Raw genomic sequence first — 22,844 nt, 5'->3', positions numbered from 1 at the left:
TCACAGCTTGTAGCGCACGCCGAGCAGAATTTCGCGTCCAGTCTCCGTGTAGGTCAACGGCAGCTTCCAGGACGAGGTGCCCACCCACTCGTACGACGACGCATTGGTCAGGTTGATGCCCTCCAGGCTCAGCTCCAGGCGCTTGTTGAGCTTCCAGGATAGCGAGGCATCGACGGTATTGACCGCATTCATGCCGTGGAAGTCAAAGCCGGGGACGCTGGCCGGCACCTGCGTGTAGTAGCCATCGCGATGGGTGTAGGACACGCGCGCGCCCAGACGCTGGCCTTCGTAGAACAGGGTGCCGTTGTAGGAATTCTTCGACAGTCCGGTGAGGTCTGTCTTCAGTGAGCTGGCCCCGGTGGCGGTCAGGTACTGGATCTGCGAATCGACGTAGGTGTAGTTGAGCTGCGCGCCCAGGTTGGCCCACTTGCCTGGCAGGAAGCTGAAAGGCTGGGTGTAGTTGAACTCGGCGCCTTTCAGTTCGCCGCCGGGCGTGTTGAGCGGCACGGTGAAGGTGAACTCGTCGTTGACCGTGGCCCCGGTGCCATTCAACAACGCGGCCGGCAGTCCGCTTTGCGAATACGGCATCACCGTGCTGGTGCCCTGGACGAAGCTGGCGATGTCCTTATAGAACAGCGCCAGTCCCAGCATCGCCCCTTCCTGGAAATACCACTCAAAGCCCAGGTCGGCGGTGTCGGCGCGGATGGGATCCAGCGCGGGGTTGCCGCCATTGACGTAGTTGTGGCCACTGGTGACGCTCACCGCGACGCCGGGATTGAGGCTGCCCAGGCTGGGACGGGCCATGACCTTGGCCGCGCCGAAGCGGATCAGAAAATCCGGGGTGATTTCCGCGACCAGATTCAACGAGGGCAGGGTGTCGTCGTACTTGCGCGACACGGTGGTCTGCAGCAACGAGGTCCCGACCGTGGCGTAGCCGGTCGAGGTCTGGCTGGTCTGGACATAGCGCACACCGACATTGCCGGAGACCGGCACCGACCCCACGTCGAAGCCGAAGTCGGCCATCAGCCACGCACCCCGGTCCTTCTCGCCCACATTGCGCACGTTGGCGGTGCGCTGGTTCAGCGTGTAGATGCCGGTGCCGCTGTTGATGTCCAGCAGGTCGGAGATGGCGGTCAGGTCCGGAATGGCCCAACTGCCCGGATGGCCGGTGATGCCCTGCAGCTTGGCCAACTCGGTCAGTTCGGCCGGCACGGTCGTGGTGCCGTCGGCGAAGGTCGGCACCACCGCCTCGGCGCTCCTGCGGTATTCGTTGGTCCGGAAGGTGTAGTTCTTGGCCAGGATGCCGCCTTTGAGCGAGAACGAGGGGCCCATGTTCCAGGTGAAATCCAGGCTGCCGGTATCGAACTGGTTTTCCACGTACTGCGGCCGCAGGCGGATCTCGGCCAGGGACCAGCCGTTGGGATCGGTGGGGTCCACGCCGTAGTCGAACACCGGGAATTTCGCGCTGTCGCGATAGTCGTAGCTGTAGCCATCCACTCCCACCTTGTCCATGATGATGGTGGTCTGGATGGGATTGTCGTGCTTGGAGCTTGACGTGCCTACCTGGCCGTTGATCTTGAAGCTGTCCGAGAACCGATGCTCGCCGCTCAGCGACAACTGCTTGAACACCGTATTCCACTTGTCCAGACGCTGCTCGGAGCGAATCCCGGCATTATCGAACTGTCCGTACAGCAAGCCGCCGGAAACCGGATCGATCTCGCCATCGGTGACCACCATGTTCGGCTTCTGATTGGGATAGGCGAAGGAGATGGCCTCGATGTACTTCTCCACGCGCCGGGCATCGATCTTCGAGTACAGGCCGTCCAGGGAGAACTCGGTGTCATCGTCCAGCTTGAATTGCAGCGAGCCGGTCACCCCGAGCCGCTTCTGATCGTGTTCAAGCAAGGTATAGCGGGGAAAGTACGGCGCATACACATCCGGGCTGACCGCTTGGGAGTACGGCGAATCCGGATTGAATCCCCGGTTGCTGGTGCCGCTGTACCAGCGACCGGAGTTGCTGCCTTCCTCGCGGACCTGCCGCTCGGAGTAGGCCACCGAGAGCAAGGCGCCGAAGCGTCCATCGGCCCAGGTGTTGGCGATCAGCCCCGCCACCCGCGGATTGACCTTGTCGGCCATGTCGTTATAGCCCGCCTGGCCGCTGGCGGCGAAGGTAAAGCCGTCGTAGTCGAACGGCCGGGCGGTGCGCAGGTCCACGGTGGCGCCAAGCGAGCCCTCTTCCACATCGGCGGACGCGGTCTTGCGCACCACCAGCTGCGAGAACAGGTCCGAGGCGAACACGTTGAAGTCGAAGCCACGGCTGCGATTGGAGCCGCCGCTCTGATCCGATCCACCCACGGTGGTCAAGGCTTCCATGCCATTGATGCGCACGCGGGTGAAGTCCGGCCCCAGGCCACGCACCGAGATGTTGCGCCCCTCGCCCGCATCACGGGTGATCACCACGCCGGGAATGCGCTGTAGGGACTCGGCCAGGTTGAGGTCGGGGAAGTTGGCGATGTCCTCGGCCACGATGGCATCGACCATGCCGGTCTCCGCGCGCTTGATATCCATCGCCTTCTCAAGGCTGGCCCGATAGCCGGTGACCGACACCGCATCCAGGTTGACGGCCTGTTCGTCCTGGGTGGGCGCCGTCGCGGCCTGGTCCTGCCCGGCGTTGTCCTGGGCGTTGGCGGCGCCGGCCTGCAGCGCCAGTCCAACGGCCACGGTGAGCACCGCACGCCTGATTCCACGCCCACCGGTGGGGGTGCCGGAGTTCATGATGGTCATGGTGATTCCTTGTTGGTTGTTCAGGCCGGACCGAGGCGGTGACGACACCGGGGACATGCCTGTCTTGGTTGGACATGACGCAGCTCACCCGGCCGCGCCATGGCCGCGACGGCGGCGATGGCACGGCTGGGCGTTCCGGTCGGATCAGAACTTGTAGCGCACGCCGATGGAGTACTGGCGGCCGGTTTCGGCGTAGGTCAACGGAAGCCGCGCACCCGAGCCACTGACCTGCACCCATTCGTCGTAGGGCTGATTGGTCAGGTTGCTGCCTTCGATGCTGATGTCGAGTTTCTCGTCGACCTTGTAGGTGAGCTTGGCATCGACCGTGTTGGAGGCATTCATGCCGTGGACATCGAAGCCTGCCTCGGTGGCCGGCACCTGGGTCAGGTAGCCATCGCGATGGGTGTAGGACACGCGACCGCTGATCTTGTCGCCTTCATAGAACAGCGTGCCGTTGTAGGAGTTCTTCGACAAGCCGGTCAGGTCGGTGTTGAACGAATTGGCGCCGCTGCTGGTGACGTACTGGATCTGCGAGTCCACGTAGGTGTAGTTGAGCTGGGTGCCGAAGTTGGCCCACTTGCCCGGCAGGAAGGTGAACGGCTGGGTGTAGTTGAACTCGGCGCCCTTGAGCTTGCCGCCCGGCGTGTTGAGCGGAACGCTGAAGACGAAGTCGTCGCTGGCCGCCGCGCCGGTGCCGTCGAGCAGGCTCACCGGCAGCCCGCTGCTGGCGTAGGACGCCACGGTGCGGGTGGTCTGGACGAAGCTCTCAATGTCCTTGTAGAACAGGGCCAGGCCCAACATCGCCCCTTCCTGGAAGTACCACTCGAAGCCCAGGTCGGCGGTCTTGGCGCGGATCGGATCCAGGTTGGGATTGCCGCCACTGACCGTGCGCGAGCCGCCGGAGACGTTCACGGTCACGCCCGGGGTCAGGCTGCCCAGGCCCGGTCGTGACATCACCTTGGCCGCACCGAAGCGGATCAGGAAATCCGGGGTGACCTCGGCCACCAGGTTCAACGAGGGCAAGGTGTCGTCGTAGCTGCGCTCGACCGTGGTCGGCACCAACGCGCTGCCCACGGTGGCAAAGCCGGTGGAGGACTGGTTGGTCTTGACGTAGCGCACGCCGACGTTGCCCGAGAACGGAATGTTGCCAATATCGAAGCCGAACTCGCCCATCAGCCAGCCGCCGCGATCCTTTTCCTCCACGCTGCGCGTGTTGCTGGCGCGCTCGGCCAGGGCCCAGGTCCCCGTGCCGCTGTAGATGTCGAGCAGATCGGCGATCGCGCCCAGGTCGGGCACCACCCAGGTCCCCGGATCGCCACTGATGCCACCCAGGCTCGCCAGTTCGGTGTATTGCTCCGGGATGAGCCTGGTGCCGTCGGCGAAGTTGGGGACCGAGGACTCGGAGCTGCGTCGGAATTCCTTGGTGTCGAACGAATAGTTCTTCGCCAGCACGCCGCCCTTCAGGGTGAAGCTGGGGCCGAAGTTCCATTCGAAGTCCAGCGAGCCGGTGTCGAAGTCGTTGTTGACGTACTGCGGCCGCATGCGCACTTCGGCCAGCGTCCAGCCGCTGCCATCGGTGGGATCGATGCCGTAGTCGAAGCTGGGCGAGGTCAGGCTGTCGCGGTAGTCGTAGCTGTAACCATCGACATTGAGCTTGTCCATGATGACCGTGGTCGAGATCGGATTGCGATGCTTGGAGCTGGACGTGCCCACCTGCCCGGTGATATTGAACGTATCGCTGAAGCGGTGCTCGCCGTTGAGGCTGAGCTGCTTGAAGACCGTGTCCCACTCGTCGTAGCGATTCTCCGAGCGCACGTCGACGTTGTCGAACTGCCCGTAGAGCAGCGCACCGCTGTCCGGATCGACGTAGCCATCGTTGACCACCATCTCCGGCTTGCCGTTCTGCGAGCGGCCGCGGCTGAAGCTGATCGCCTCGATGTAGTGCTCGTAGCGCTTGGCGTCGATCTTCGAATACAGGCCGTCCAGCGAGAACTCGGTGTTGTCGCCCGGCTTCCACTGCAGCGAACCGGTGATGCCCAGCCGCTTCTGGTCGTGCTCCATCTGGGTGTAGCGCGGGATGCGCGGGCTGAACACCGAGGCGCTGTTGGCCTCGGCAAACGGCGACGCCGGGCTGTAGCCGTTGTTGGTCGTGCCATTGGCCCAACGCGTGGAGCCGCTGCCTTCCTCGAGCACATTGCGCTCGGAATAGGCCGCCGACAGCAGCGCGCCGAAGGTGCCGTCGGCCCAGGTATTGGCGATCAGCGCGGCCACGCGCGGATCGGCCTTCCCGGCCATGGCGTTGTAGCTGCTCTGGCCATTGGCCGCGAAGGTGAAACCGTCGTAGTCGAACGCGCGCGCCGTTCGCAGGTCGACCGTGGCGCCCAGCGAGCCCTCCTCCACGTCGGCCGAGGCGGTCTTGCGCACGACCAGCTGGCTGAACAGATCCGAGGCGAACACGTTGAAGTCGAAACCGCGACCGCGATTGGTCCCGCCGCTCTGGTCGCTGGCACCCACGGTGGTCAGCGCCTCCATCCCGTTGATCCGCACACGGGTGAAGTCAGGGCCCAGGCCCCGCACCGAGATGTTGCGGCCCTCGCCGGCATCGCGAGTGATCACCACGCCCGGGATGCGCTGCAGGGACTCGGCCAGGTTGTTGTCGGGGAACTTGCCGATGTCCTCGGCGACGATGGCATCGACCATGCCTTTTTCGGCGCGCTTGATGTCCATGGATTTCTCCAGGCTCGCGCGATAGCCGGTGACCGTCACCGTCTCCAGGCTGACCGCCGCATCCTGTGAGGTTGCGGTCGGGTCCTGCGGGGCCGGCGCGTCGGCCGGGGGTGCTGGCGCGGCCTGGACCGCGCTGTCCGCGTCCGGGGCCGGGGTCTGCTGGGCCCAACCAGTGCCATGGAGGGCCAGTCCTACGGACAGGGCCAGCACGGTGACCGGCAGGCGTGAACGACGTGTCTGTTGCATGAGATCCCCTCCCAGGGCGCATGAAGCCGAATCTTTTTGCGCAAGGCCGGCATCAGACGCCGGTGGTTTCGCGAAATGACACCGCTGGTCAAAAAGCTAACAGGGTCGTAACGACTAGGCATCTTGCGGCGCACCATGAGCTACCGAATTGGCCTCCTAAATCGCTGTTTCTGTGTTTGAGGGCTCCATTCCACGCGGCAAAGCGGCCCTGAATGACACCGATGGTCATGGCTTGTGGCAGGCTATCGTCCGCAACCAGATGCGCCACCGCGCGGTGGCCAGGGCCTTCGGGAGGAGACCAGAGATGACCGGAACCATCGCCTGCTACGGCGAGCTGCTGCTGCGCCTGGGCGCACCAGGGCGTCAGCGCTTGCTTCAATCGCCGCAGCTGGACGTCCACATTGGGGGTGCCGAAGCCAATGTCGGTGTGTCGCTGGCGCAACTGGGCCATCCGGTGCGCATGCTCGGCCGGGTCGCCGACAACCCGCTGGGCCAGGCCGCGCTGGGCGAGTTGCGCCGGCACGGGGTGCAGACCGCGTCGGTCCAGGCGGTGCCTGGACGCATGGGCCTGTACTTTCTGACCACCGGCGCCCTGCAGCGGCCCAGCGAGGTGGTCTACGACCGGGCCGATTCCGTCTTCGCCCGGGGCACGCCGGCCGACTACGACTGGCCGGCGCTGCTCGACGGGGCACGCTGGCTGCACCTGTCCGGGGTCACCCCCGCATTGGGGCCCCAAGTCGCCGAAACGGCCCTCGACGCGGCCCGGGCCGCGCGTCAGGCGGGCCTGGGGGTGTCGTTCGACGGCAACTTCCGGCCCAAGCTGTGGGAGGCCTGGGGGGGCGATGCGCCCGGCATCCTGCGCCAGTTGATGGAGCAGGCCGACGTGCTGTTCGCCGACCACCGCGACATGGCCGTGGTCCTGAGCCAGGACTTCGCGCAGGCCGAAGGCCCGGCCCGCAACCGGGCCGCGGCGGCGGCCGCGTTCGAAGCCTTCCCGCATCTGCGCTACATGGCGTGCACGTTGCGCACCACCTACAGCGTGGACCACCACGGGCTGGGCGCCATGCTGATGACCCGCGACGGTGGTTGCCTGGAGGCGCCCACCCGCGAACTGCCTGGCGTGGTGGATCGGATCGGCGGTGGGGATGCCTTCGCCGCTGGCATCCTGCATGGCCTGTTGCGCGCGCTGCCCGACGCCGAAACCCTGGCCTTCGGCCTGGCCGCCGGCTGCCTCAAGCACTCCATCGAGGGGGACTTCAACCTGGCCAGCGAGGCCGAGATCCGCGCGCTGATGGTCGAAGGCCGGCTGGACGTGCGTCGCTGAACAGCGCCCGGCGTCCTAACCCGGCGTTCACGTGCCTGACCTGAGGATCGCGAAAACCCCGTTCGCTCAGGCGGATGACGGGGGCCCACGATGGAAGACGACCCAATGCGCCCAAGTGCCGATGAGCTGTTCGAAGAACTCTCGCAGCTGGACCTGACCCTGGACGCCATCGCCGAACAGGCGGGCAGCGCGGACCTGCCGCTCCAGCAGTCCCTGCAGCGCCACGTACGCAGCCTGCGGATCTTCCTGGATATCCATGCGGCCGCGGTGCTGCATGACCTGTCCGATGCCGCCCAGCGGGTCATGGACGCGACCGACGAGACCTCATCGGTCAAGGCCGCACGCGACTTGGAGCGCATGCGCGCCCTGCTTGATGCCATGTTCCGGCGCCGGGTGGCGCAAGCGAACGCCGCCTGACCGATCGGGAGCCGGGCTGCCCGATCAACGACTCAATGCTGCTTGTCGCGCACGTCCTGTCCCAGGCGGCGGTACAGCGTGCTGCGGCTGATGCCCAGCATGCGCGCGGCGTGGGTGATGTTGCCCTGACACCGCGCCAGCGCATCGCGCATGGCCGCTTCGGTCAGGCTCTCCAGGTCGGTGCCAGGTGGCACGCCGATGGCCAGTGACGGCCCCGGCAACGCGGGACGCGCGTCGTGCAGATAGGACGGCAACAGCTCGATGCCGATCACGTCCTGCGGATCGCTCAACGCCACCAGGGTGCGTAGACAGGCGCTGAGCTGGCGCAGGTTGCCCGGCCAGCTGTAGGCGGCCAGCTGGGCCTGGGCTTCATCGGTCAGGCGACGCCCCTGGCCCAGGCGCTGCCACAGCGCGCGGACCAGCCCAGCCCGGTCGCCATGCGCGTCCAACGAGGGGATGCGGACGGTGTGGTGCGCGATGCGGTAGTACAGATCGGGACGGAAACGCCCCTCGGCGATGGCGCTGTCCATCTCGCGGTGGGTCGCGCAGACCAGGGCGAAATCCAGCTTGATCGGCTTGCCGCCGCCCAGTGGTGACAGCTCTCGCTCCTGCAGGACGCGCAGCAGCCGCGGCTGCAAGGCCAGCGGCATGTCGCCGATCTCGTCCAGGAACAGCACCCCGCCATCGGCCTGGCGCACCAATCCCGGGTTGCCGTTCTTGCGCGCGCCGGTAAAGGCGCCGTCCTCGTAACCGAACAGCTCGGCCTCGATCAGGCCCTCAGGCAGCGCGGCGCAGTTGACCGCCACGAACGGCTTGCCGGCACGCGCGCAGCGTCGATGCAGTTCGCGCGCGAAGACTTCCTTGCCGGTCCCGGTCTGGCCCTGCACCAGCACCGGCAGGCCCGCGTCCAGCACGCGACAGGCGCGCACCAGTTCGGCTTCCTGCGCGGCGTCGAACAAGGGCGCGTCGGCCGGCGGTGGGTTGGCCGCCGCTGATACGGTGATCGGCGGGCGCGCGGCCGGACGCTTGGGACGCGCCTGGCCGTCTTCCACCCGGCCGTATAGCGCGCGCCCCTGCCGGTCCAGCAGCACGCCATCGTCGCGCAGCTTGCCCGGCGCATCCTCGAACAGCCCGGTATACGACGCCCGGCCCAGCTCGCCCCGCTCCAGCCCGAACAGCTGCAGGCCGGCCTGGTTGGCCGCCACCAGGCGCCCGTTGCGGAACGCCAGCAAGCCCTCGCGCGCGGTGCCCAACAGCGCCGGGTCGCGATGCAGGCGCAGCAGTTCGGCATCGGGGATGCCGTCGTCGAAATAGCGATGCTCGATGTTGGCCACCGCCAGCCGCGCCAGGCCCAGCGCGTGCATGTGCTGGACCTTGGCGTCGCCGGAGATGTCCAGCACGCCGACCTGGGTGCCGTACGGGTCGTAGATCGGCGAGGCCGAGCAACTCAGGATGCCGTGCGGCACCAGGTAGTGCTCGCCGCCATGCACGACCACCGAGCGGCCTTCGACAATGGCTGTGCCAATGGCGTTGGTGCCCACCTGGGCTTCGTTCCAGCAGGCGCCCGGCATCAGCGCGACGCGGCCGGCGCGATCCAGGAACTTGGCGCTGCCCTCAGCATCCAGGATCCAGCCGTCCTCGTCGGTGAGGATCACGATGCTGCCGGTGGCGGCGGCATCGGAAGACAGCAGTTCCAGCTCGGCGCGGGCCAGGCGCCAGAGCTTCTCGTGGCGCTCGCGCATTTCCTTCAGGCGCGCGGCGGTGACCGGTTCGATCTGCGGCGCACCCGCCGACTCCAGGCCCAGGCGCTGGCAGCGCATCCAGGAGCGCAGGATCGTGTCGGGCACCTTGCCGACCGGCGCGCCACCGTGCTCGAAGAACGCCCGCCGGGCCTGGCCCAGATGTCGTTCGGACTGCGATTGCGGGTGTGCCACGTCCCCTCCTTAGGTGTCGCATTCTGCGACACCGAAACAGCGCGCCGTCCCAATAAACATCACAGCCGGGGCGTCCGTGCAACGGGCAGGCGTGATGCGCCGCAACAGTCGCGAGGTGCGTGCTCCCGAACGCGCAGGAAAAACACCGTGACGCGCCGCAGCACCGGCTTTTTGGCATCGCCCTTGCGCTAATGGGGAGACCGAACGGGCAACGACCCGACACCCCGCAGCAGGAGATCGCAGATGAATGCCGTGACCAGCACCAAGCCCCTGTCCACCGATCCGCAGTCCATCTTCAAGAAGCGCTACGCCAACTTCATCGGCGGGGCGTGGGTCGAGCCGAAGAGTGGCCAGTATTTCGACAACATCACCCCGATCAGCGGCAAGGCGTTCACCCAGATCCCGCGCTCCAACGCCGAGGACATCGAGGCCGCGCTCGACGCCGCCCATGCCGCCAAGACCGCCTGGGGCGAAAGCTCATCGACCGACCGCGCCAACGTCCTGCTCAAGATCGCCGACCGCATCGAGCAGAACCTGGAACTGCTGGCCTACGCCGAGACCTGGGACAACGGCAAGCCGATCCGCGAGACGCTCAACGCCGACGTGCCGCTGTGCGTGGACCACTTCCGCTATTTCGCCGGCGCGGTGCGCGCGCAGGAAGGCGGCATCTCCGAGATCGACAAGGACACCATCGCCTACCACTTCCACGAGCCGCTGGGCGTGGTCGGCCAGATCATCCCGTGGAACTTCCCGCTGCTCATGGCGTGCTGGAAGCTGGCCCCGGCCCTGGCCGCCGGCAACTGCGTGGTGATGAAGCCCGCCGAGCAGACCCCGGCCTCGATCCTGGTGCTGATGGAAGTCATCGGTGACCTGCTGCCGCCAGGCGTGCTCAACGTGGTCAACGGCTTTGGCCTGGAAGCGGGCAAGCCGCTGGCCTCCAGCCCGCGCATCGCCAAGATCGCCTTCACCGGCGAGACCACCACCGGCCGGCTGATCATGCAGTACGCCTCGCAGAACCTGATCCCGGTGACCCTGGAGCTGGGCGGCAAGTCGCCGAACATCTTCTTCGCCGACATCATGAGCGAGGACGACGACTTCCTGGACAAGGCGGTGGAAGGCTTCGTGCTGTTCGCCTTCAACCAGGGCGAGGTCTGCACCTGTCCGTCGCGGGCGCTGATCCAGGAATCGATCTACGACAAGTTCATGGAGAAGGTCATCGCCCGGGTGGAGGCGATCAAGCAGGGCAACCCGCTGGACCCCAACACCATGGTCGGCGCGCAGGCCTCCGGCGAGCAGCTCGAAAAGATCCTGTCCTACATCGACATCGGCAAGCAGGAAGGCGCGCAGGTGCTCACCGGCGGCGAGCGCAACCCACTCTCCGGCGACCTGGAAGGCGGCTTCTACGTCAAGCCGACCGTGTTCAAGGGCCACAACAAGATGCGCATCTTCCAGGAGGAGATCTTCGGGCCGGTGGTCTCGGTGACCACCTTCAAGGACGAGGCCGAGGCCCTGGCCATCGCCAACGACACCCTCTATGGCCTGGGCGCCGGCGTGTGGAGCCGTGACGCGGCGCGTCTGTACCGCATGGGGCGGGCCATCCAGGCCGGCCGGGTTTGGACTAATTGCTACCACGCCTATCCGGCACACGCGGCCTTTGGCGGCTATAAACAGTCCGGCATCGGTCGTGAGAACCACAAGATGATGCTCGACCACTATCAGCAGACCAAGAATCTGCTGGTGAGCTACTCGCCCAAGGCGCTCGGGTTCTTCTGATCGGTTGACTGTTGCTCGCACTGCCTCCTCCCCGCGTCGGGGTGCGACCAACAGCCGCGTAGGCGTGGGGTCGTCACGGGCCTGGCAACTGCGCGGTCTCCCCGCAACCGTTGTCCAGGAGCATCACATGGCCTTCCGCCGCCCCGCGCAGCAGGAGTATTGCGCGCGCACGTCCCATGCCACCGGCATGGCGCGCGATGCGTCTTCCGTCCCCGCTTTCATCCCCCTTCACAGGCCGTGTCGGCGCGCGTTGTGCAACGCGCTATCGCTGGCCCTGCTAGGAACCTGTGTCCTGACCATGCCCGCCCTGGCCGCCGACAAGACCCCCGCCAGCATCACCACCCTGCCCACGCTCGACGTGGTCGGGGTGACGCCCAACGGCGATGCCACGCTGCCGGCGGACAAGTCGCCGTACCCGGTGCGCGGCCTGGATGCGGACCAACTGGACCGGATGCGTTCGGTCGACCTGACGCAGGCCATGGACCGCAACGTGCCCGGCATCAGCCTCAACAGCGTGCAGGGCAATCCGCTGCAGCCGGACGTGCAGTTCCGCGGTTTCACCGGCTCGCCGCTGCTGGGCATCGCCCAGGGCATCGCGGTCTACCAGGATGGCGTCCGGGTCAACGAGATCTTCGGCGACACGGTTAATTGGGACCTGCTGCCGCAGCAGGGCATCGAGCGGCTGGACGTGGTCACCGGCGCCAATCCGGTGTTCGGCCTGAACACCCTGGGCGGCGCGATCGTGCTGCACTCCAAGAACGGCTTCGACAATCCGGGCACGGCGCTGTCCTACGAGGCCGGCTCGTTCGGGCGCGAAGTGGCCAGCGTCGAGAGCGGTGGCAACAACGGCACGCTGGGCTATTACCTGCTGGCCGACAACCTCTACGAACAGGGCTGGCGCGACCTGTCGCCCACCCATGCGCGGCATTACCTGGCCAACGTCGGCTGGCGCGGCGAGCGCGCCTCGCTGGACCTCAACCTGTCCAAGGCCAGGACCAACCTGACCGGCAACGGCGCGCAGTCGATCGAGGCGCTGCGGCGCGATTACGAAAGCATCTTCACCGCGCCGGACCAGACCGAGAACGACCTGACCCAGGCCAGCCTGCACGGCAGCTACACCTTCGCCGACGACCTGGTGCTGAGCGCGATGGTCTACGACCGCACGGTCAAGACGCGCTCGTTCAACGGCGACGGCAGCGATGCGGAGGAATGCGAGGACGACGAGGACTTCCTGTGCGAGGAGGAAGACGAGGCCGGCGAGCAGGAGTTCGTCACCGACCAGAACGGCGATCCGGTCTCCTCCGAATACGATGCCATCAACAACATCGGCCACCGGCGCCAGCGCGCGCACGGCGGCAACGTGCAGCTGGTGTTCTCGCGCCCGTTGGGCGGCCACGACAACCAGCTGGTGGTCGGCGGCGACTGGCTGAGCGGCCACGTGCGCTATTCCAGCATCGTCGAGCCGGCCGTGCTGCTGGACGACCGCAGCACCTCGCGCGATTCGGGATTGGAAATTCCAGAGGACGCGCTGGACGTATTCGCCAGCACGCGCACCTACGCCTGGTATGCCACCGACACCTTCAACGTCACCGATGCCTTGGCGCTGACGGTCTCGGCCCGCTACAACGAAACACGCACGCGCATCGCCGACCGCTCCGGCGAGAACCCGGATCTCAACGGCAACCATGTGTTCTCGCGCCTCAACCCGGCCGCGGGCTTGGCCTGGAAAATGAGCGATGCAGTCACCGCCTACGGCAGCTACAGCGAATCGACCCGCGCGCCCACGCCGGTCGAGCTGACCTGCTCGGACGAGGACGCGCCGTGCAAGCTGCCCAACCAGTTCGTCGCCGATCCGCCGCTCAACCAGGTCGTGGCCAAGAGCTGGGAAGCCGGGCTGCGCGGCCGCGGCGCGGGCCTGCAGTGGCAGGCCGGCGTGTTCCGCACCACCGCCCATGACGACATCCTGTTCCAGGCCATCGGCGGGGCCACGTCCAACGAAGGCTTCTTCGCCAATGTCGGCGACACCCGCCGCCAAGGCCTGGAACTGTCCGCGCAAGGGCGCCTGGCCCAGGAGCGCCTGGCGTGGTCGGCCAGCTACACCTGGCTGGATGCGACCTACCAGGACGGCTTCACCGAGAACGCCGTCCACCACCCGGAAGCCGACGACGACGGCCTGATCACCGTGCAGCGCGGTGATCGCATCCCCGGCCTGTCGCGGCACCAGCTCAAGGCCGGCATCGAGTTTGCGATCACCGATGCGCTACGCATCGGCGCCGATGGCCAGTACCGCAGCAGCCAGTATCTGCGGGGCGATGAATCCAACCAGCTCGCCCCAATCGGCGGCTACGCGTTGTTTGGCCTGCATGCGACGTGGGACGTGACCCCGCGCCTGCAGCTGAGCGCGCGCATCGAAAACCTGACCGACAAGCGCTACGCCAGCTTCGGCACGTTGGGCGAGCCGGATGAAGTCTTCCCCGGGGATTCCGATCCCCGGTTCCTGGGGCCCGGCGCCCCGCGTGGTGGCTGGGTGGGGGCCCGCTACCGCTTCTGACCAACCGCTGATCCCAGGCATGCACATCACCCAGGAGAGCAACACATGAACGTCCATCGTCCCACCACCCAGGCGCTGAAGGCGCTGGCTGTGGCCACCGTGCTGGCCTGCACCGGCATCGGCGTAGCCAATGCGGCCGATGCCGACTACGCGCCGGTCACCGATGCGCGCCTGAGGAACGCCGCGTCCGACAACGGATGGTTGATGTACCGCCGCGACTACACCAGCCGCGGCTATGCCCCGTTCAAGACCATCGACACCAGGAACGTGGCCGGGCTCAAGCCCGCCTGGGATTGGAAGAGTCCGCTGGACATGGGCCATGAGGCCCCGCCGATCGTCAATGGCGACTATCTATTCATCACCACCCCCAAGAACCACCTGATCGCCTTCCAGGCCAGCACCGGCAAGCAACTGTGGGAGTACGCCCACGACCTGTCCGAGGTCGGCCTGAAGACCATCTGCTGCGACGTGGTCAACCGGGGCGTGGCCCTGTACGGAGACAACGTCTACATGGCCACGCTGGACAACCGCGTGGTCGCCCTGGACGCCAAAACCGGCAAGGTGGTGTGGAACGAGCAGCTCAACGCCCCGGACGTGGGCTATGCGATGACCCTGGCGCCGCTGATCGTCAAGGGCAAGGTGATCGTGGGCGTGTCCGGCGGCGAATACGGCGCGCGCGGCTTCATCGAGGCGCTGGACGCCAAGACCGGCAAGCAACTGTGGAAGCTGCACACCATCCCGCTGCCGGGCGAGCCGGGCGGCGACACCTGGCCCAAGGGCGCGGCCGAGACCGGCGGCGGCGCGGCCTGGCTGACCGGCAGCTACGACGCCGACACCGACACCCTGTTCTGGGGCGTGGGCAATCCGGGCCCGTGGCTGGCCACGCTGCGGCCGGGCGACAACCTGTACACCGACTCGGTGATCGCGGTGAACCCGGCCGACGGCAAGATCAAGTGGCACTACCAGTACACGCCCAACGACACCTGGGACTACGACGGCACCAACGAGACGGTGCTGACCGACCTCGCCTACCAGGGCAAGCAGTACAAGGCCCTCGTCAGCGCCAGCCGCAACGGCTGGTTCTATGCGATCGACCGCACCAACGGCGAGCTGATCTACGCCGAGAAGTTCGCCACGGCCACCTCGGTCAGCGGCTTCAAGGACGGCAAGCCGGTCACCGACCCGGCGATGCGCCCGAGCGTGGACAAGGAAGTGTTCACCTGCCCCAGCTTCCTGGGCGGCAAGAACTGGTGGCCGATCTCGGTCAGCCCCGACACGCACATGGCCTACGTGCCGACGCTGCACACCTGCATGACCATGAAGGGCGCGGCGGTCAGCTACAAAGCGGGCCTGCCGTTCCTGGGCGAGACCTTCCTGGTCAGGCGCGACCCGGCCTTCCCCAACCACTGGGGCTCGGTGCAGGCCATCGACCTGAACACCGGCAAGCAGGCCTGGACCTTCCCCTCCGAGCTGCCGTGGAACGGCGGCATGTTGTCCACCGCCGGTGGCCTGCTGTTCTCCGGCAGCGCCGATGGCTACCTGTACGCCTTCGACGCCAAGACCGGCAAGGTCCTGTGGAAGAGCCCGAAGATGGCCTCCGGCGTGCTGGGCGTGCCGAGCACCTGGACCGTGGACGGCAAGCAGTACGTGGGCGTGTGGGCCGGCTGGGGCGGCGGCGTGCCGATCTGGGGCGGTGAGATGGCCAAGGACCCGGCGGTCCGCAACATCCCGCTGGGTGGACATCTGTACGTATTCTCGCTGTAAGCGAACCGGAGCCAGGAAGATGAAACACACGCACTCCTCCCTCCTGCGCACCGTGGTGTCGCTGGCGCTCTGCGCCAGCGGCATCGGCGCCGCCCACGCCGCGGTCTCGGTCTGCGTGGACACCTCCAGCCCGACGATGGCGATGGACAAGGCCATCGCCGCGGCGGTGGCCAAACAGCAACACACCACGCTGTCGGTGCATGCATTCGATGGCAGTGGCGATGACGAAGGCTTCGACCTGAAGCAGTTCAACGTCATGGCCACCAGGGACTGCCAGCTGGTGATGGGCTTTCCGGTCGATGCCAGCGCCTCGGGCTTGCCCGAGGGGCTGAAGGCCACCGCCGCCTACGGCCGCACCGGCTTCGTGCTGGTCACGCCCAAGGGCGAACACACGCCCTCCTTGTCCACGCTCCCGGCCGGCAGCCAGGTCGCGGTGACCTACCAGACCACGCCCAACCTGTACTTCGCCGATTACCCAAAGCTGCAAGCCGACGTGCACCTGACCAACGAAGATGCCATCGAGGCGCTGGAGCAGCACAAGGTCAGCGCGGCCATGCTGTGGCGGCCGGCGGTGGTGGATTGGTTGAACCAGCACCGGGACGCTGCGCCATTCGACTATGCCGAACTGGACGAACCGCATGCGCGCTGGAACCTGGTCGCCCTCTACGATCCGGCCAACGCCGCGGCCGCGCAGGCCTTCCAGGCCAGTGTCGCCACGCTCAGCGGCGATGGCACGCTGGGCAAGCTGCTGGATCCCTACGCGGTGCTGGCCACGCCGGCGCGCGCTGGCGAGGGCAAGGCCAACGCGATGACCCTGTCGCTGCTGCAACGGGGCACGCAGCTGGCCAGCAATGCGACGACCGCCATGTCGGCTGCGCCGGCCGCCAAGCTCTACACCAAGGAGCAGGCCGACAAAGGCCGGGCGGATTACCAGGAGAACTGCGCGCAGTGCCACGGCGACACCCTGGCCGGACGCGCCGGTCCGGCGCTCAAGGGCAAGCACTTCGCCAATCCGGCGGCCAACTTCCATGTCAGCGACATCTTCACCATCGTCTCGCAGAACATGCCCGCCACCCAGCCGGCCAGCCTGGACCACCAGGTCTACGCCGACATCATGGCCTTCCTGCTGCAGGAGAACGGCTATCCGGCCGGCAGCAAGGCGCTGACCTTCGATGACGCCAAGGCGTCCACCGAACCGCTGGTCTACCGCGGTACGGACAACTAGCCCGTCCGCCTCAACGCGACAGCCGTCCCAGCAAGACCGGCACACCGACGTGCCATCCCAAGGAGAAAGGCGACATGCACGACACCAGGCGCCCATCACCGCCACGAACCCACGCGCGCGTGGGCCACAACAGCCAGGTCGGCCCAGTAATGGCCGGGGCGTTGGCAGGCGGCATCCGGCGCTTCTAGCGTTCCACCCCACGCCGTGCGCGTCCGCGGGGGATGCGTGCGGCGTGGGTCTTCTTTGTTCCCCACCCGGACCTGGAGCACGACGCCATGCGCAAGCTGTTTCCCGCCCTGACCATCGACGGCACCGACGCGATGACCTACGACAAGCACGCGCTCGAGGTCGATGCCAGCTGCACCGAGGTCAAGCTCACCCTGACCCACGGTGGCAAGCTGGCCGCCAACGTCATGGGCCACGACTGGGTGCTGTCCACTGCCGCCGACATGGCCGGCATCGAGGCCGATGGCCACAAGGCCGGCATGGCGGCCGGCTTCCTCAAGGCTGGAGATGACCGCGTCAGCGCCCACACCAAGGTCATTGGCGGCGGGCAATCGGACACGATCACCTTCTCCACCGCCAAGCTGACCAAGGGCGGGGACTACGTCTTCTTCTGCTCGTTTCCCGGGCACGCCTCGATGATGAAGGGCACGTTCGTCTTCGGCTGACGGCGCGTCCGCATGGGGTCAGGCCGGCCAGGAACGGACGAGATACCACCAAGGTCCATACGGCATCGTGGTGCGGCCGGGCGTAGCATGGCGCCGCACACCGGCCAGGCCATCGGGCCCATCCGCGCCGCGCCCCGGCGGCAAGCCGGTGAGACACCGCCCTTTCGCAACGCAAAGACACGCCGATCATGACTTCTCCGCGCAAGACGCTGCTGCACGCCGCCTGCCTGGCCGCCCTGTTCACCGGCCTGCCCGCCCTGGCGGCCGAGGCTCCCGATTCCCCCGCCATCGATCCGGTGACGTTGGACCGCGTGGTGGTCACCACGCGCCTGGAGCGCGTGCCGGCCTTCGACGTGCCGGCCTCGACCAGCACCGTGGAGCTGGGCCAGGGCGGCCACAACGACGTCAATGTCTCCGACTATCTGGGCGGCGTGCCCGGCCTGCTGGCCCGCGACCGCCAGAACTACGCGCAGGACACGCAGATCTCCATCCGGGGCGCCGGCGCGCGGGCGACCTTTGGCGTGCGCGGCATCCGCCTGTATTCGGACGGCATCCCGGCCACCATGCCCGACGGCCAGGGCCAGGTCTCGCACTTCAACCTGCTCGGCGGCGAGCGCGTGGAAGTGCTGCGCGGGCCGTTCTCGGCGCTGTACGGCAACTCCTCGGGCGGGGTGATCCAGCTGTGGAGCGCGGCGCCCACGCAGGCGCCGGAACTCACCGTGCAGACCACCTACGGCCGCGACGACAGCTGGACCGCTGGCGCGCGCGTGCGGGGCACCTCCGGCGCGGTGGGCTACAACGTGGCCGTGCAGCGCTTCATGACCGACGGCTACCGCGAGCACAGCGCGGCGGACCGCAACTCGGGCAATGCCAGGTTCACCTTCGACCTGGGGAATGCCGGCACGCTGGACCTGGTCGGCAACAGCTTCTTCTCCGGCGCGCAGGACCCGCTAGGCCTGACCAAGGACCAGGTCAACGAGGACCGCACCCAGGCCACCCCGCAGGCCGAGCAATACGACACCCGCAAGTCGATCCAGCAGAACCAGCTCGGCGCGCTGTACACCCTGCCGCTCACCGATCATCAGAAGCTGCGCGTGACCGCCTGGGGCGGCAACCGCAAGGTGGTGCAGTACCTGTCCATTCCGATCGGCGCCCAGGCCAATCCCAAGCAGAACGGCGCGGTGATCGACCTGGACAACGACTACGGCGGCGCCGATGGCCGCTGGTCCTACGAGGGCGAGCTGGCCGGCCGCCCGCTGGAAGTCACCGCCGGGACCAATTTCGAGCGCCAGCGCCAGCATCGCACCGGCTATGAGAACTACGTAGGCGACGTGCTGGGCGTGCGCGGCGACCTGCGCCGCAACGAGCGCGATACGGTGGAGAACTTCGACCAGTACGCGCAGGCCTACTGGGAGTTCGTCCCGCGCTGGTCGCTGCTGCTGGGCGCGCGCCACAGCCAGGTGCGCTTTGACTCGCACGATCTGTACATCGTCGGCGCCAATCCGGACGACAGCGGCAACAAGACCTATTCGGAAACCACGCCGGTGGCCGGATTGAGCTTTGCCGCCACCGACGACCTGCGCCTGTATGTGTCGGCCGGGCGCGGTTTTGAGACGCCGACCTTCAACGAGATCGGCTACCGCGCCGACGGCGGCGCCGGCCTGGCCTTCGACCTGGAGCCCTCGATCAGCCGCAACTATGAGCTGGGCGCCAAGTGGCGCGCCCAGTCCGGTGCGCATGCCGAACTGGCTCTGTTCCGCGCCAACACCGAGGACGAGCTGGCCGTGGCGACCAACCTGGCCGGCCGCAGCACCTATCGCAACGTCGGCGACGCCCGGCGCCAGGGCGTGGAGCTGAGCGCCGGCCTGCCGCTGGCCCGGGACTGGTCGCTGGACGTGGCCTATACCTATCTGGATGCCACCTTCCGCGACAGCTTCCCGATCTGCACCGGCAGCGGCTGCAGCGACCCGACCACGCTGGTCGGCGCCGGCACGCGCATCCCCGGCACGGCGCGCAACGAATTCAATGCGACGCTGGGCTGGCGCCACGGGGCCTGGAACGCTTCGCTGGAAGGCGAAGGCGTGAGCGATGTCACGGCCAACGATGAAGGCAGTGCCAAGGCGCCGGGCTACTTCCTGGCCAACGTGCAGGCCGGTTATCGCTGGCGGTTCGCCAGCGGCGCGCTGGATGGCTTTGTCCGCGTGGACAACCTGCTGGACCAGGACTACATCGGCTCGGTCATCGTCAATGAAGGCAACGGTCGCTATTACGAGCCCGGCACCGGGCGCGGAGTGATGGTCGGCGCCCGCTGGACCTGGGGCGGCGACAACGGCTGAAGCCCATCTGCACCACATCCGCGAGGAGATCACCATGGACACCCGTCAGGTCATCGCCACCATCCCTACCCTGCAGCTGATAGACAAGCTGCGCGGACGCCACGGACCGGTCCTGTTCCACCAGTCCGGCGGCTGCTGTGATGGCTCCTCGCCGATGTGCTTCCCGACCGACGACTTCATCGTCGGCGACCGCGACGTGCAGTTAGGGGAGATCGGTGGGGCGGCGTTCTACATCAGCGCTTCGCAGTTCGAGTATTGGAAGCACACCCAGCTGATCATCGACGTGGTCGAGGGACGTGGGGGGATGTTCTCGTTGGAGAATGGCGAGGGGGTGCGCTTCCTGGTGCGCTCGCGGCTGTTCACCGACGAGGAGTTTGCGGCGCTGAAGTTGGAGGGGAAGGTTTAGGTCCGCCTCTGCTGTCTGTTGTCTGCGAGACCGCACGACTTTCTCAAGCAAGAGCTTTCGTGCCGCTTCGCGGCCCGACCTACTTTCTTTGCTCGTGCAAAGAAGAGTAGGCAAAGAAAGCACGCCCCGGGCGGCACGCCCGCTTCGCGGGTCCGCTACGCGACGAGGGATTTTTGGATGGGACATCCTGTCCCATCCAAAAACGCCGCACATCCTTGTGCGGCGCCCTGCGGGTCTTGTCCTCGCCGCTTCGCCGTGCCTTACGGGGATTTGAAAGCCACAACGCAAAGCCAGAGCAGCGGCTTTGATTCCTCTCTTACGTAGTAATAACCGCAATGCGATGAGCGTTGCTATTGCTATTGCTATTGCTATTGCTGTTGCTGTTGCTGTTGCTGTTGCTGTTGCTGTTGCTGGCAGCTTTCCCTGTCTGAGCCGTAAAGCGAGCCGAGCATCGCGGAGGAAGACGGCCGAAGAGTCGCCCTGTTTGAGCGAAGCGAGTTTGGGCGACGTGCCGTCTTCTTCGAGAAGCGCAGGGGACCGCCGCACAGCGGCGGCGAGTGTCCGGCGAGTCGCGGTTTTGGTGACTTTAGGCGCGAAAGCCTTGCACCGAGCGCGCTGCAAGCGCGTGCCATTGCTTCAAAAAGAAAAACGACTGCAACAGAAAATCAAAACCGCACGAAATACGGCACCGCCATCAACCCCACCCCCATCACCACCGTCAACCACGCACTGTCCACAAACCAGGTGAACAGCCCCAGCAACACCCCGACCAGCGCCGGCACCAGTGCCCGCTGGCGCACGCCATAGATCAGGTAGCCACTGCCGATCGCACCGAACAGCATCCCCCACACCAGGTTCGCGGTGTCCATCGCGCGCGCCTTCAGTCCAGCGACACGCGATGGGCCGCGTCGGGGCCGACCACCGTGGTCCACGGCTTCACCGTCCAGCCGGTGACAACGCCCTCGACCACATAGGGATCGCCTTCCGCAAACCGACGTGCGGCGCTGTCGTCTTCGCCCTGGAACAACAGCAGCGCCGACTCCGGTGGATCGCCGACCGCGCCGCCCAGCACCAGTTCGCCACGCGCGACCGCAGCCTGGGCATAAGCCAGGTGGGCGGCGCGATGCAACGGGCGCCGCTGCAGGTAGTCGGGGGCGGTTTGGTACAGCAGCAGGAAATGCATGGACGGCTCCAGCGCGGCAGGCGGCCCAGTGTGGTCCCGCGCCGGCCCGCCGGCAATCGCGCGCCCGACTGAACGTTGTCGCCTGCAACCATTCAAAAGTGGGACAAAACCCGCGCCGTTGGCCGGTCCGGGCGGCATCGGCCTGTTACGATTGGCGCCCTTTCGCGCACCGGTGGCGACCGCTGCTGGCGATGCGAAACGCGCGCACCAGTGCGCGGCCCCTTCCTCCCGCCATATCGAGTCACGCCGTGTCTTCTTTCGCATCCGTTGAACAGGTCCCGGGCGATCCCATCCTGGGCCTGACCGAGGCCTACAACCACGACACCCGCCCGGGCAAGGTCAACCTGGGCGTGGGCATCTACTACGACGAATCCGGCCGCATCCCGCTGCTCAAGGCCGTGGCCAAGGTCGAGGACGCCCTGGCGCGCGAGGGCAAGCCGCGCGGCTACCTGCCGATCGACGGCCTGCCGGCCTACACCCAGGCCACCCGCGAACTGCTGTTCGGCAAGGACTCGCCGCTGCTCAAGGATGGCCGCGTGGCCACCACCCAGACCGTCGGCGGCAGCGGCGCGCTGCGCGTCGGCGCGGAAACCCTGCGCAAGCTGCTGCCGCACGCCACCCTGGCGCTGAGCAAGCCGTCGTGGGAGAACCACCGCGCCGTGTTCGAAGCCGCCGGCTACGAGGTCGGCGAATACACCTACTTCGATGCGGCCACCCACGGGGTGGACTTCGCCGGCATGCTGGCCGACCTCAAGGCGCTCAAGCCCAAGACCGTGGTCCTGCTGCACGCCTGCTGCCACAACCCCACCGGCGCGGACCTGACCGTCGAGCAGTGGAAGGAAGTGGCCCAGGTGCTCAAGGCCGGCGACCTGTTCCCCTTCATCGACATGGCCTACCAGGGCTTCGACAAGGGCATCGCCGAGGACGCCGCGGCCATCCAGGTCGTGGTCGAGGCCGGGATCACCGATTTCGTGGTCGCCAGCTCCTACTCCAAGTCGTTCTCGCTCTACGGCGAGCGCGTGGGCGCGCTGTCCATCGTGGCGGCCACCGCCGACCAGGCCAAGGCCGTGCAGTCGCACGTCAAGCGCATCATCCGCACCATCTACTCCAGCCCGTCCAACCACGGTGCGGCTCTGGTGGCCGGCGTGTTGACCGACCCGGCGCTGCGCGGCGAGTGGGAGCTGGAACTGACCGCCATGCGCGAGCGCATCCACGCCCTGCGTGCGGGCCTGGTGCAGAAGCTGGCCGAAGCCGGCGCCGGTGACTTCAGTTTCATCAGCCAGCAGGCCGGCATGTTCAGCTACTCCGGCCTGACCAAGGCCCAGGTCGACCGCCTGCGCGAGGAGCACGCCATCTACGCGGTGGGCTCGGGCCGGATCTGCGTGGCCGCGCTCAACCAGGGCAACCTGGACCGCGTGGCCGCCGCGATCGCCGCGGTCGTCAAGGACTGAATCGGCTCGCCGGCATCCTTCGGGATGCGGGCTGGCCCACAGCAAAAACCCC

General features: G+C 67.0%; 15 protein-coding genes. 10 read left to right on the top strand and 5 right to left on the bottom strand.

Going from position 1 to position 22,844, the window contains the following annotated elements:
- Both PJ250_RS07555 and PJ250_RS07550 read right to left on the bottom strand, forming a co-directional pair.
- Entirely contained in the window at positions 1-2,775 is a 2,775-nt protein-coding gene (locus PJ250_RS07555) for a TonB-dependent receptor (RefSeq protein WP_271648565.1), read from the bottom strand.
- Positions 2,776-2,928: 153 nt separating this feature from the next.
- A complete protein-coding gene (locus PJ250_RS07550) occupies positions 2,929-5,757 on the bottom strand; it encodes a TonB-dependent receptor (RefSeq protein ID WP_271647969.1) in 2,829 nt (942 codons plus the stop codon).
- A gap of 304 nt (positions 5,758-6,061) precedes the next feature.
- Here PJ250_RS07550 and PJ250_RS07545 point away from each other — a divergent pair, with 304 nt between their 5' ends.
- Positions 6,062-7,081 (top strand): sugar kinase, encoded by a 1,020-nt coding sequence (locus PJ250_RS07545; protein WP_271647968.1) that lies wholly within the window; start codon positions 6,062-6,064, stop codon positions 7,079-7,081.
- A 90-nt stretch (positions 7,082-7,171) separates the two neighbouring features.
- Positions 7,172-7,498, top strand: a complete 327-nt coding sequence (locus PJ250_RS07540) for a hypothetical protein (RefSeq protein ID WP_271647967.1) — start codon at positions 7,172-7,174, stop codon at positions 7,496-7,498.
- A 32-nt stretch (positions 7,499-7,530) separates the two neighbouring features.
- Here the strand turns inward: PJ250_RS07540 and PJ250_RS07535 are convergent, their stop codons facing one another.
- Positions 7,531-9,432 carry a sigma-54-dependent Fis family transcriptional regulator gene (locus PJ250_RS07535; protein WP_271647966.1) on the bottom strand — a complete coding sequence of 634 codons (1,902 nt, stop codon included), beginning with the start codon at positions 9,430-9,432 and terminating at the stop codon, positions 7,531-7,533.
- A gap of 243 nt (positions 9,433-9,675) precedes the next feature.
- Here PJ250_RS07535 and adh point away from each other — a divergent pair, with 243 nt between their 5' ends.
- The 7 genes from adh (at position 9,676) to PJ250_RS07500 (ending at position 20,158) form a co-directional block, all read left to right on the top strand.
- Complete coding sequence (adh, locus tag PJ250_RS07530) at positions 9,676-11,205, top strand: aldehyde dehydrogenase (RefSeq protein WP_271647965.1); 1,530 nt, start codon at positions 9,676-9,678, stop codon at positions 11,203-11,205.
- A gap of 127 nt (positions 11,206-11,332) precedes the next feature.
- The gene (locus PJ250_RS07525; protein ID WP_271647964.1) at positions 11,333-13,756 is read left to right on the top strand and encodes a TonB-dependent receptor; all 2,424 of its coding nucleotides are present in this window, start codon (positions 11,333-11,335) and stop codon (positions 13,754-13,756) included.
- Positions 13,757-13,801: 45 nt separating this feature from the next.
- The gene (locus PJ250_RS07520) at positions 13,802-15,520 is read left to right on the top strand and encodes a methanol/ethanol family PQQ-dependent dehydrogenase (protein ID WP_271647963.1); all 1,719 of its coding nucleotides are present in this window, start codon (positions 13,802-13,804) and stop codon (positions 15,518-15,520) included.
- Between the two features lie 19 nt (positions 15,521-15,539).
- Positions 15,540-16,745 carry a c-type cytochrome gene (locus PJ250_RS07515; protein WP_271647962.1) on the top strand — a complete coding sequence of 402 codons (1,206 nt, stop codon included), beginning with the start codon at positions 15,540-15,542 and terminating at the stop codon, positions 16,743-16,745.
- Positions 16,746-17,020: 275 nt separating this feature from the next.
- Complete coding sequence (gene azu, locus PJ250_RS07510) at positions 17,021-17,416, top strand: azurin (RefSeq protein ID WP_271647961.1); 396 nt, start codon at positions 17,021-17,023, stop codon at positions 17,414-17,416.
- Between the two features lie 188 nt (positions 17,417-17,604).
- Positions 17,605-19,752, top strand: coding sequence for a TonB-dependent receptor family protein (locus PJ250_RS07505; protein WP_271647960.1), 2,148 nt, complete (start codon positions 17,605-17,607; stop codon positions 19,750-19,752).
- Between the two features lie 34 nt (positions 19,753-19,786).
- Positions 19,787-20,158, top strand: coding sequence for a DUF779 domain-containing protein (locus PJ250_RS07500; RefSeq protein WP_271647959.1), 372 nt, complete (start codon positions 19,787-19,789; stop codon positions 20,156-20,158).
- Positions 20,159-20,823: 665 nt separating this feature from the next.
- Here the strand turns inward: PJ250_RS07500 and PJ250_RS07495 are convergent.
- Together PJ250_RS07495 and PJ250_RS07490 are read right to left on the bottom strand one after the other, a co-directional pair.
- A complete protein-coding gene (locus tag PJ250_RS07495; protein ID WP_271647958.1) occupies positions 20,824-21,027 on the bottom strand; it encodes a hypothetical protein in 204 nt (67 codons plus the stop codon).
- 11 nt (positions 21,028-21,038) lie between these two features.
- The gene (locus PJ250_RS07490) at positions 21,039-21,341 is read right to left on the bottom strand and encodes a YciI-like protein (protein ID WP_271647957.1); all 303 of its coding nucleotides are present in this window, start codon (positions 21,339-21,341) and stop codon (positions 21,039-21,041) included.
- Positions 21,342-21,589: 248 nt separating this feature from the next.
- Between PJ250_RS07490 and PJ250_RS07485 the strand changes: the two genes are divergently transcribed.
- Entirely contained in the window at positions 21,590-22,792 is a 1,203-nt protein-coding gene (locus tag PJ250_RS07485) for an amino acid aminotransferase (RefSeq protein ID WP_271647956.1), read from the top strand.
- Positions 22,793-22,844 lie beyond the last annotated feature (52 nt).

It is taken from the genome of Pseudoxanthomonas sp. JBR18 (genome assembly GCF_028198165.1).
In the GTDB taxonomy this organism is placed as follows: Bacteria; Pseudomonadota; Gammaproteobacteria; order Xanthomonadales; family Xanthomonadaceae; genus Pseudoxanthomonas_A.
The sequence above is the reverse complement of the archived record's forward strand: the minus strand, read 5'-3'. Positions and strand labels throughout refer to the sequence as shown.

Coding starts and splice junctions, on each gene's coding strand:
- PJ250_RS07525 (WP_271647964.1), top strand. CDS start 11,333: ATGGCCTTCCGCCGCCCCGCGCAGCAGGAGTATTGCGCGCGCACGTCC.
- PJ250_RS07520 (WP_271647963.1), top strand. CDS start 13,802: ATGAACGTCCATCGTCCCACCACCCAGGCGCTGAAGGCGCTGGCTGTG.
- PJ250_RS07555 (WP_271648565.1), bottom strand. CDS start 2,775: ATGAACTCCGGCACCCCCACCGGTGGGCGTGGAATCAGGCGTGCGGTG.
- azu (WP_271647961.1), top strand. CDS start 17,021: ATGCGCAAGCTGTTTCCCGCCCTGACCATCGACGGCACCGACGCGATG.
- PJ250_RS07500 (WP_271647959.1), top strand. CDS start 19,787: ATGGACACCCGTCAGGTCATCGCCACCATCCCTACCCTGCAGCTGATA.
- adh (WP_271647965.1), top strand. CDS start 9,676: ATGAATGCCGTGACCAGCACCAAGCCCCTGTCCACCGATCCGCAGTCC.
- PJ250_RS07540 (WP_271647967.1), top strand. CDS start 7,172: ATGGAAGACGACCCAATGCGCCCAAGTGCCGATGAGCTGTTCGAAGAA.
- PJ250_RS07495 (WP_271647958.1), bottom strand. CDS start 21,027: ATGGACACCGCGAACCTGGTGTGGGGGATGCTGTTCGGTGCGATCGGC.
- PJ250_RS07505 (WP_271647960.1), top strand. CDS start 17,605: ATGACTTCTCCGCGCAAGACGCTGCTGCACGCCGCCTGCCTGGCCGCC.
- PJ250_RS07545 (WP_271647968.1), top strand. CDS start 6,062: ATGACCGGAACCATCGCCTGCTACGGCGAGCTGCTGCTGCGCCTGGGC.
- PJ250_RS07490 (WP_271647957.1), bottom strand. CDS start 21,341: ATGCATTTCCTGCTGCTGTACCAAACCGCCCCCGACTACCTGCAGCGG.
- PJ250_RS07550 (WP_271647969.1), bottom strand. CDS start 5,757: ATGCAACAGACACGTCGTTCACGCCTGCCGGTCACCGTGCTGGCCCTG.
- PJ250_RS07515 (WP_271647962.1), top strand. CDS start 15,540: ATGAAACACACGCACTCCTCCCTCCTGCGCACCGTGGTGTCGCTGGCG.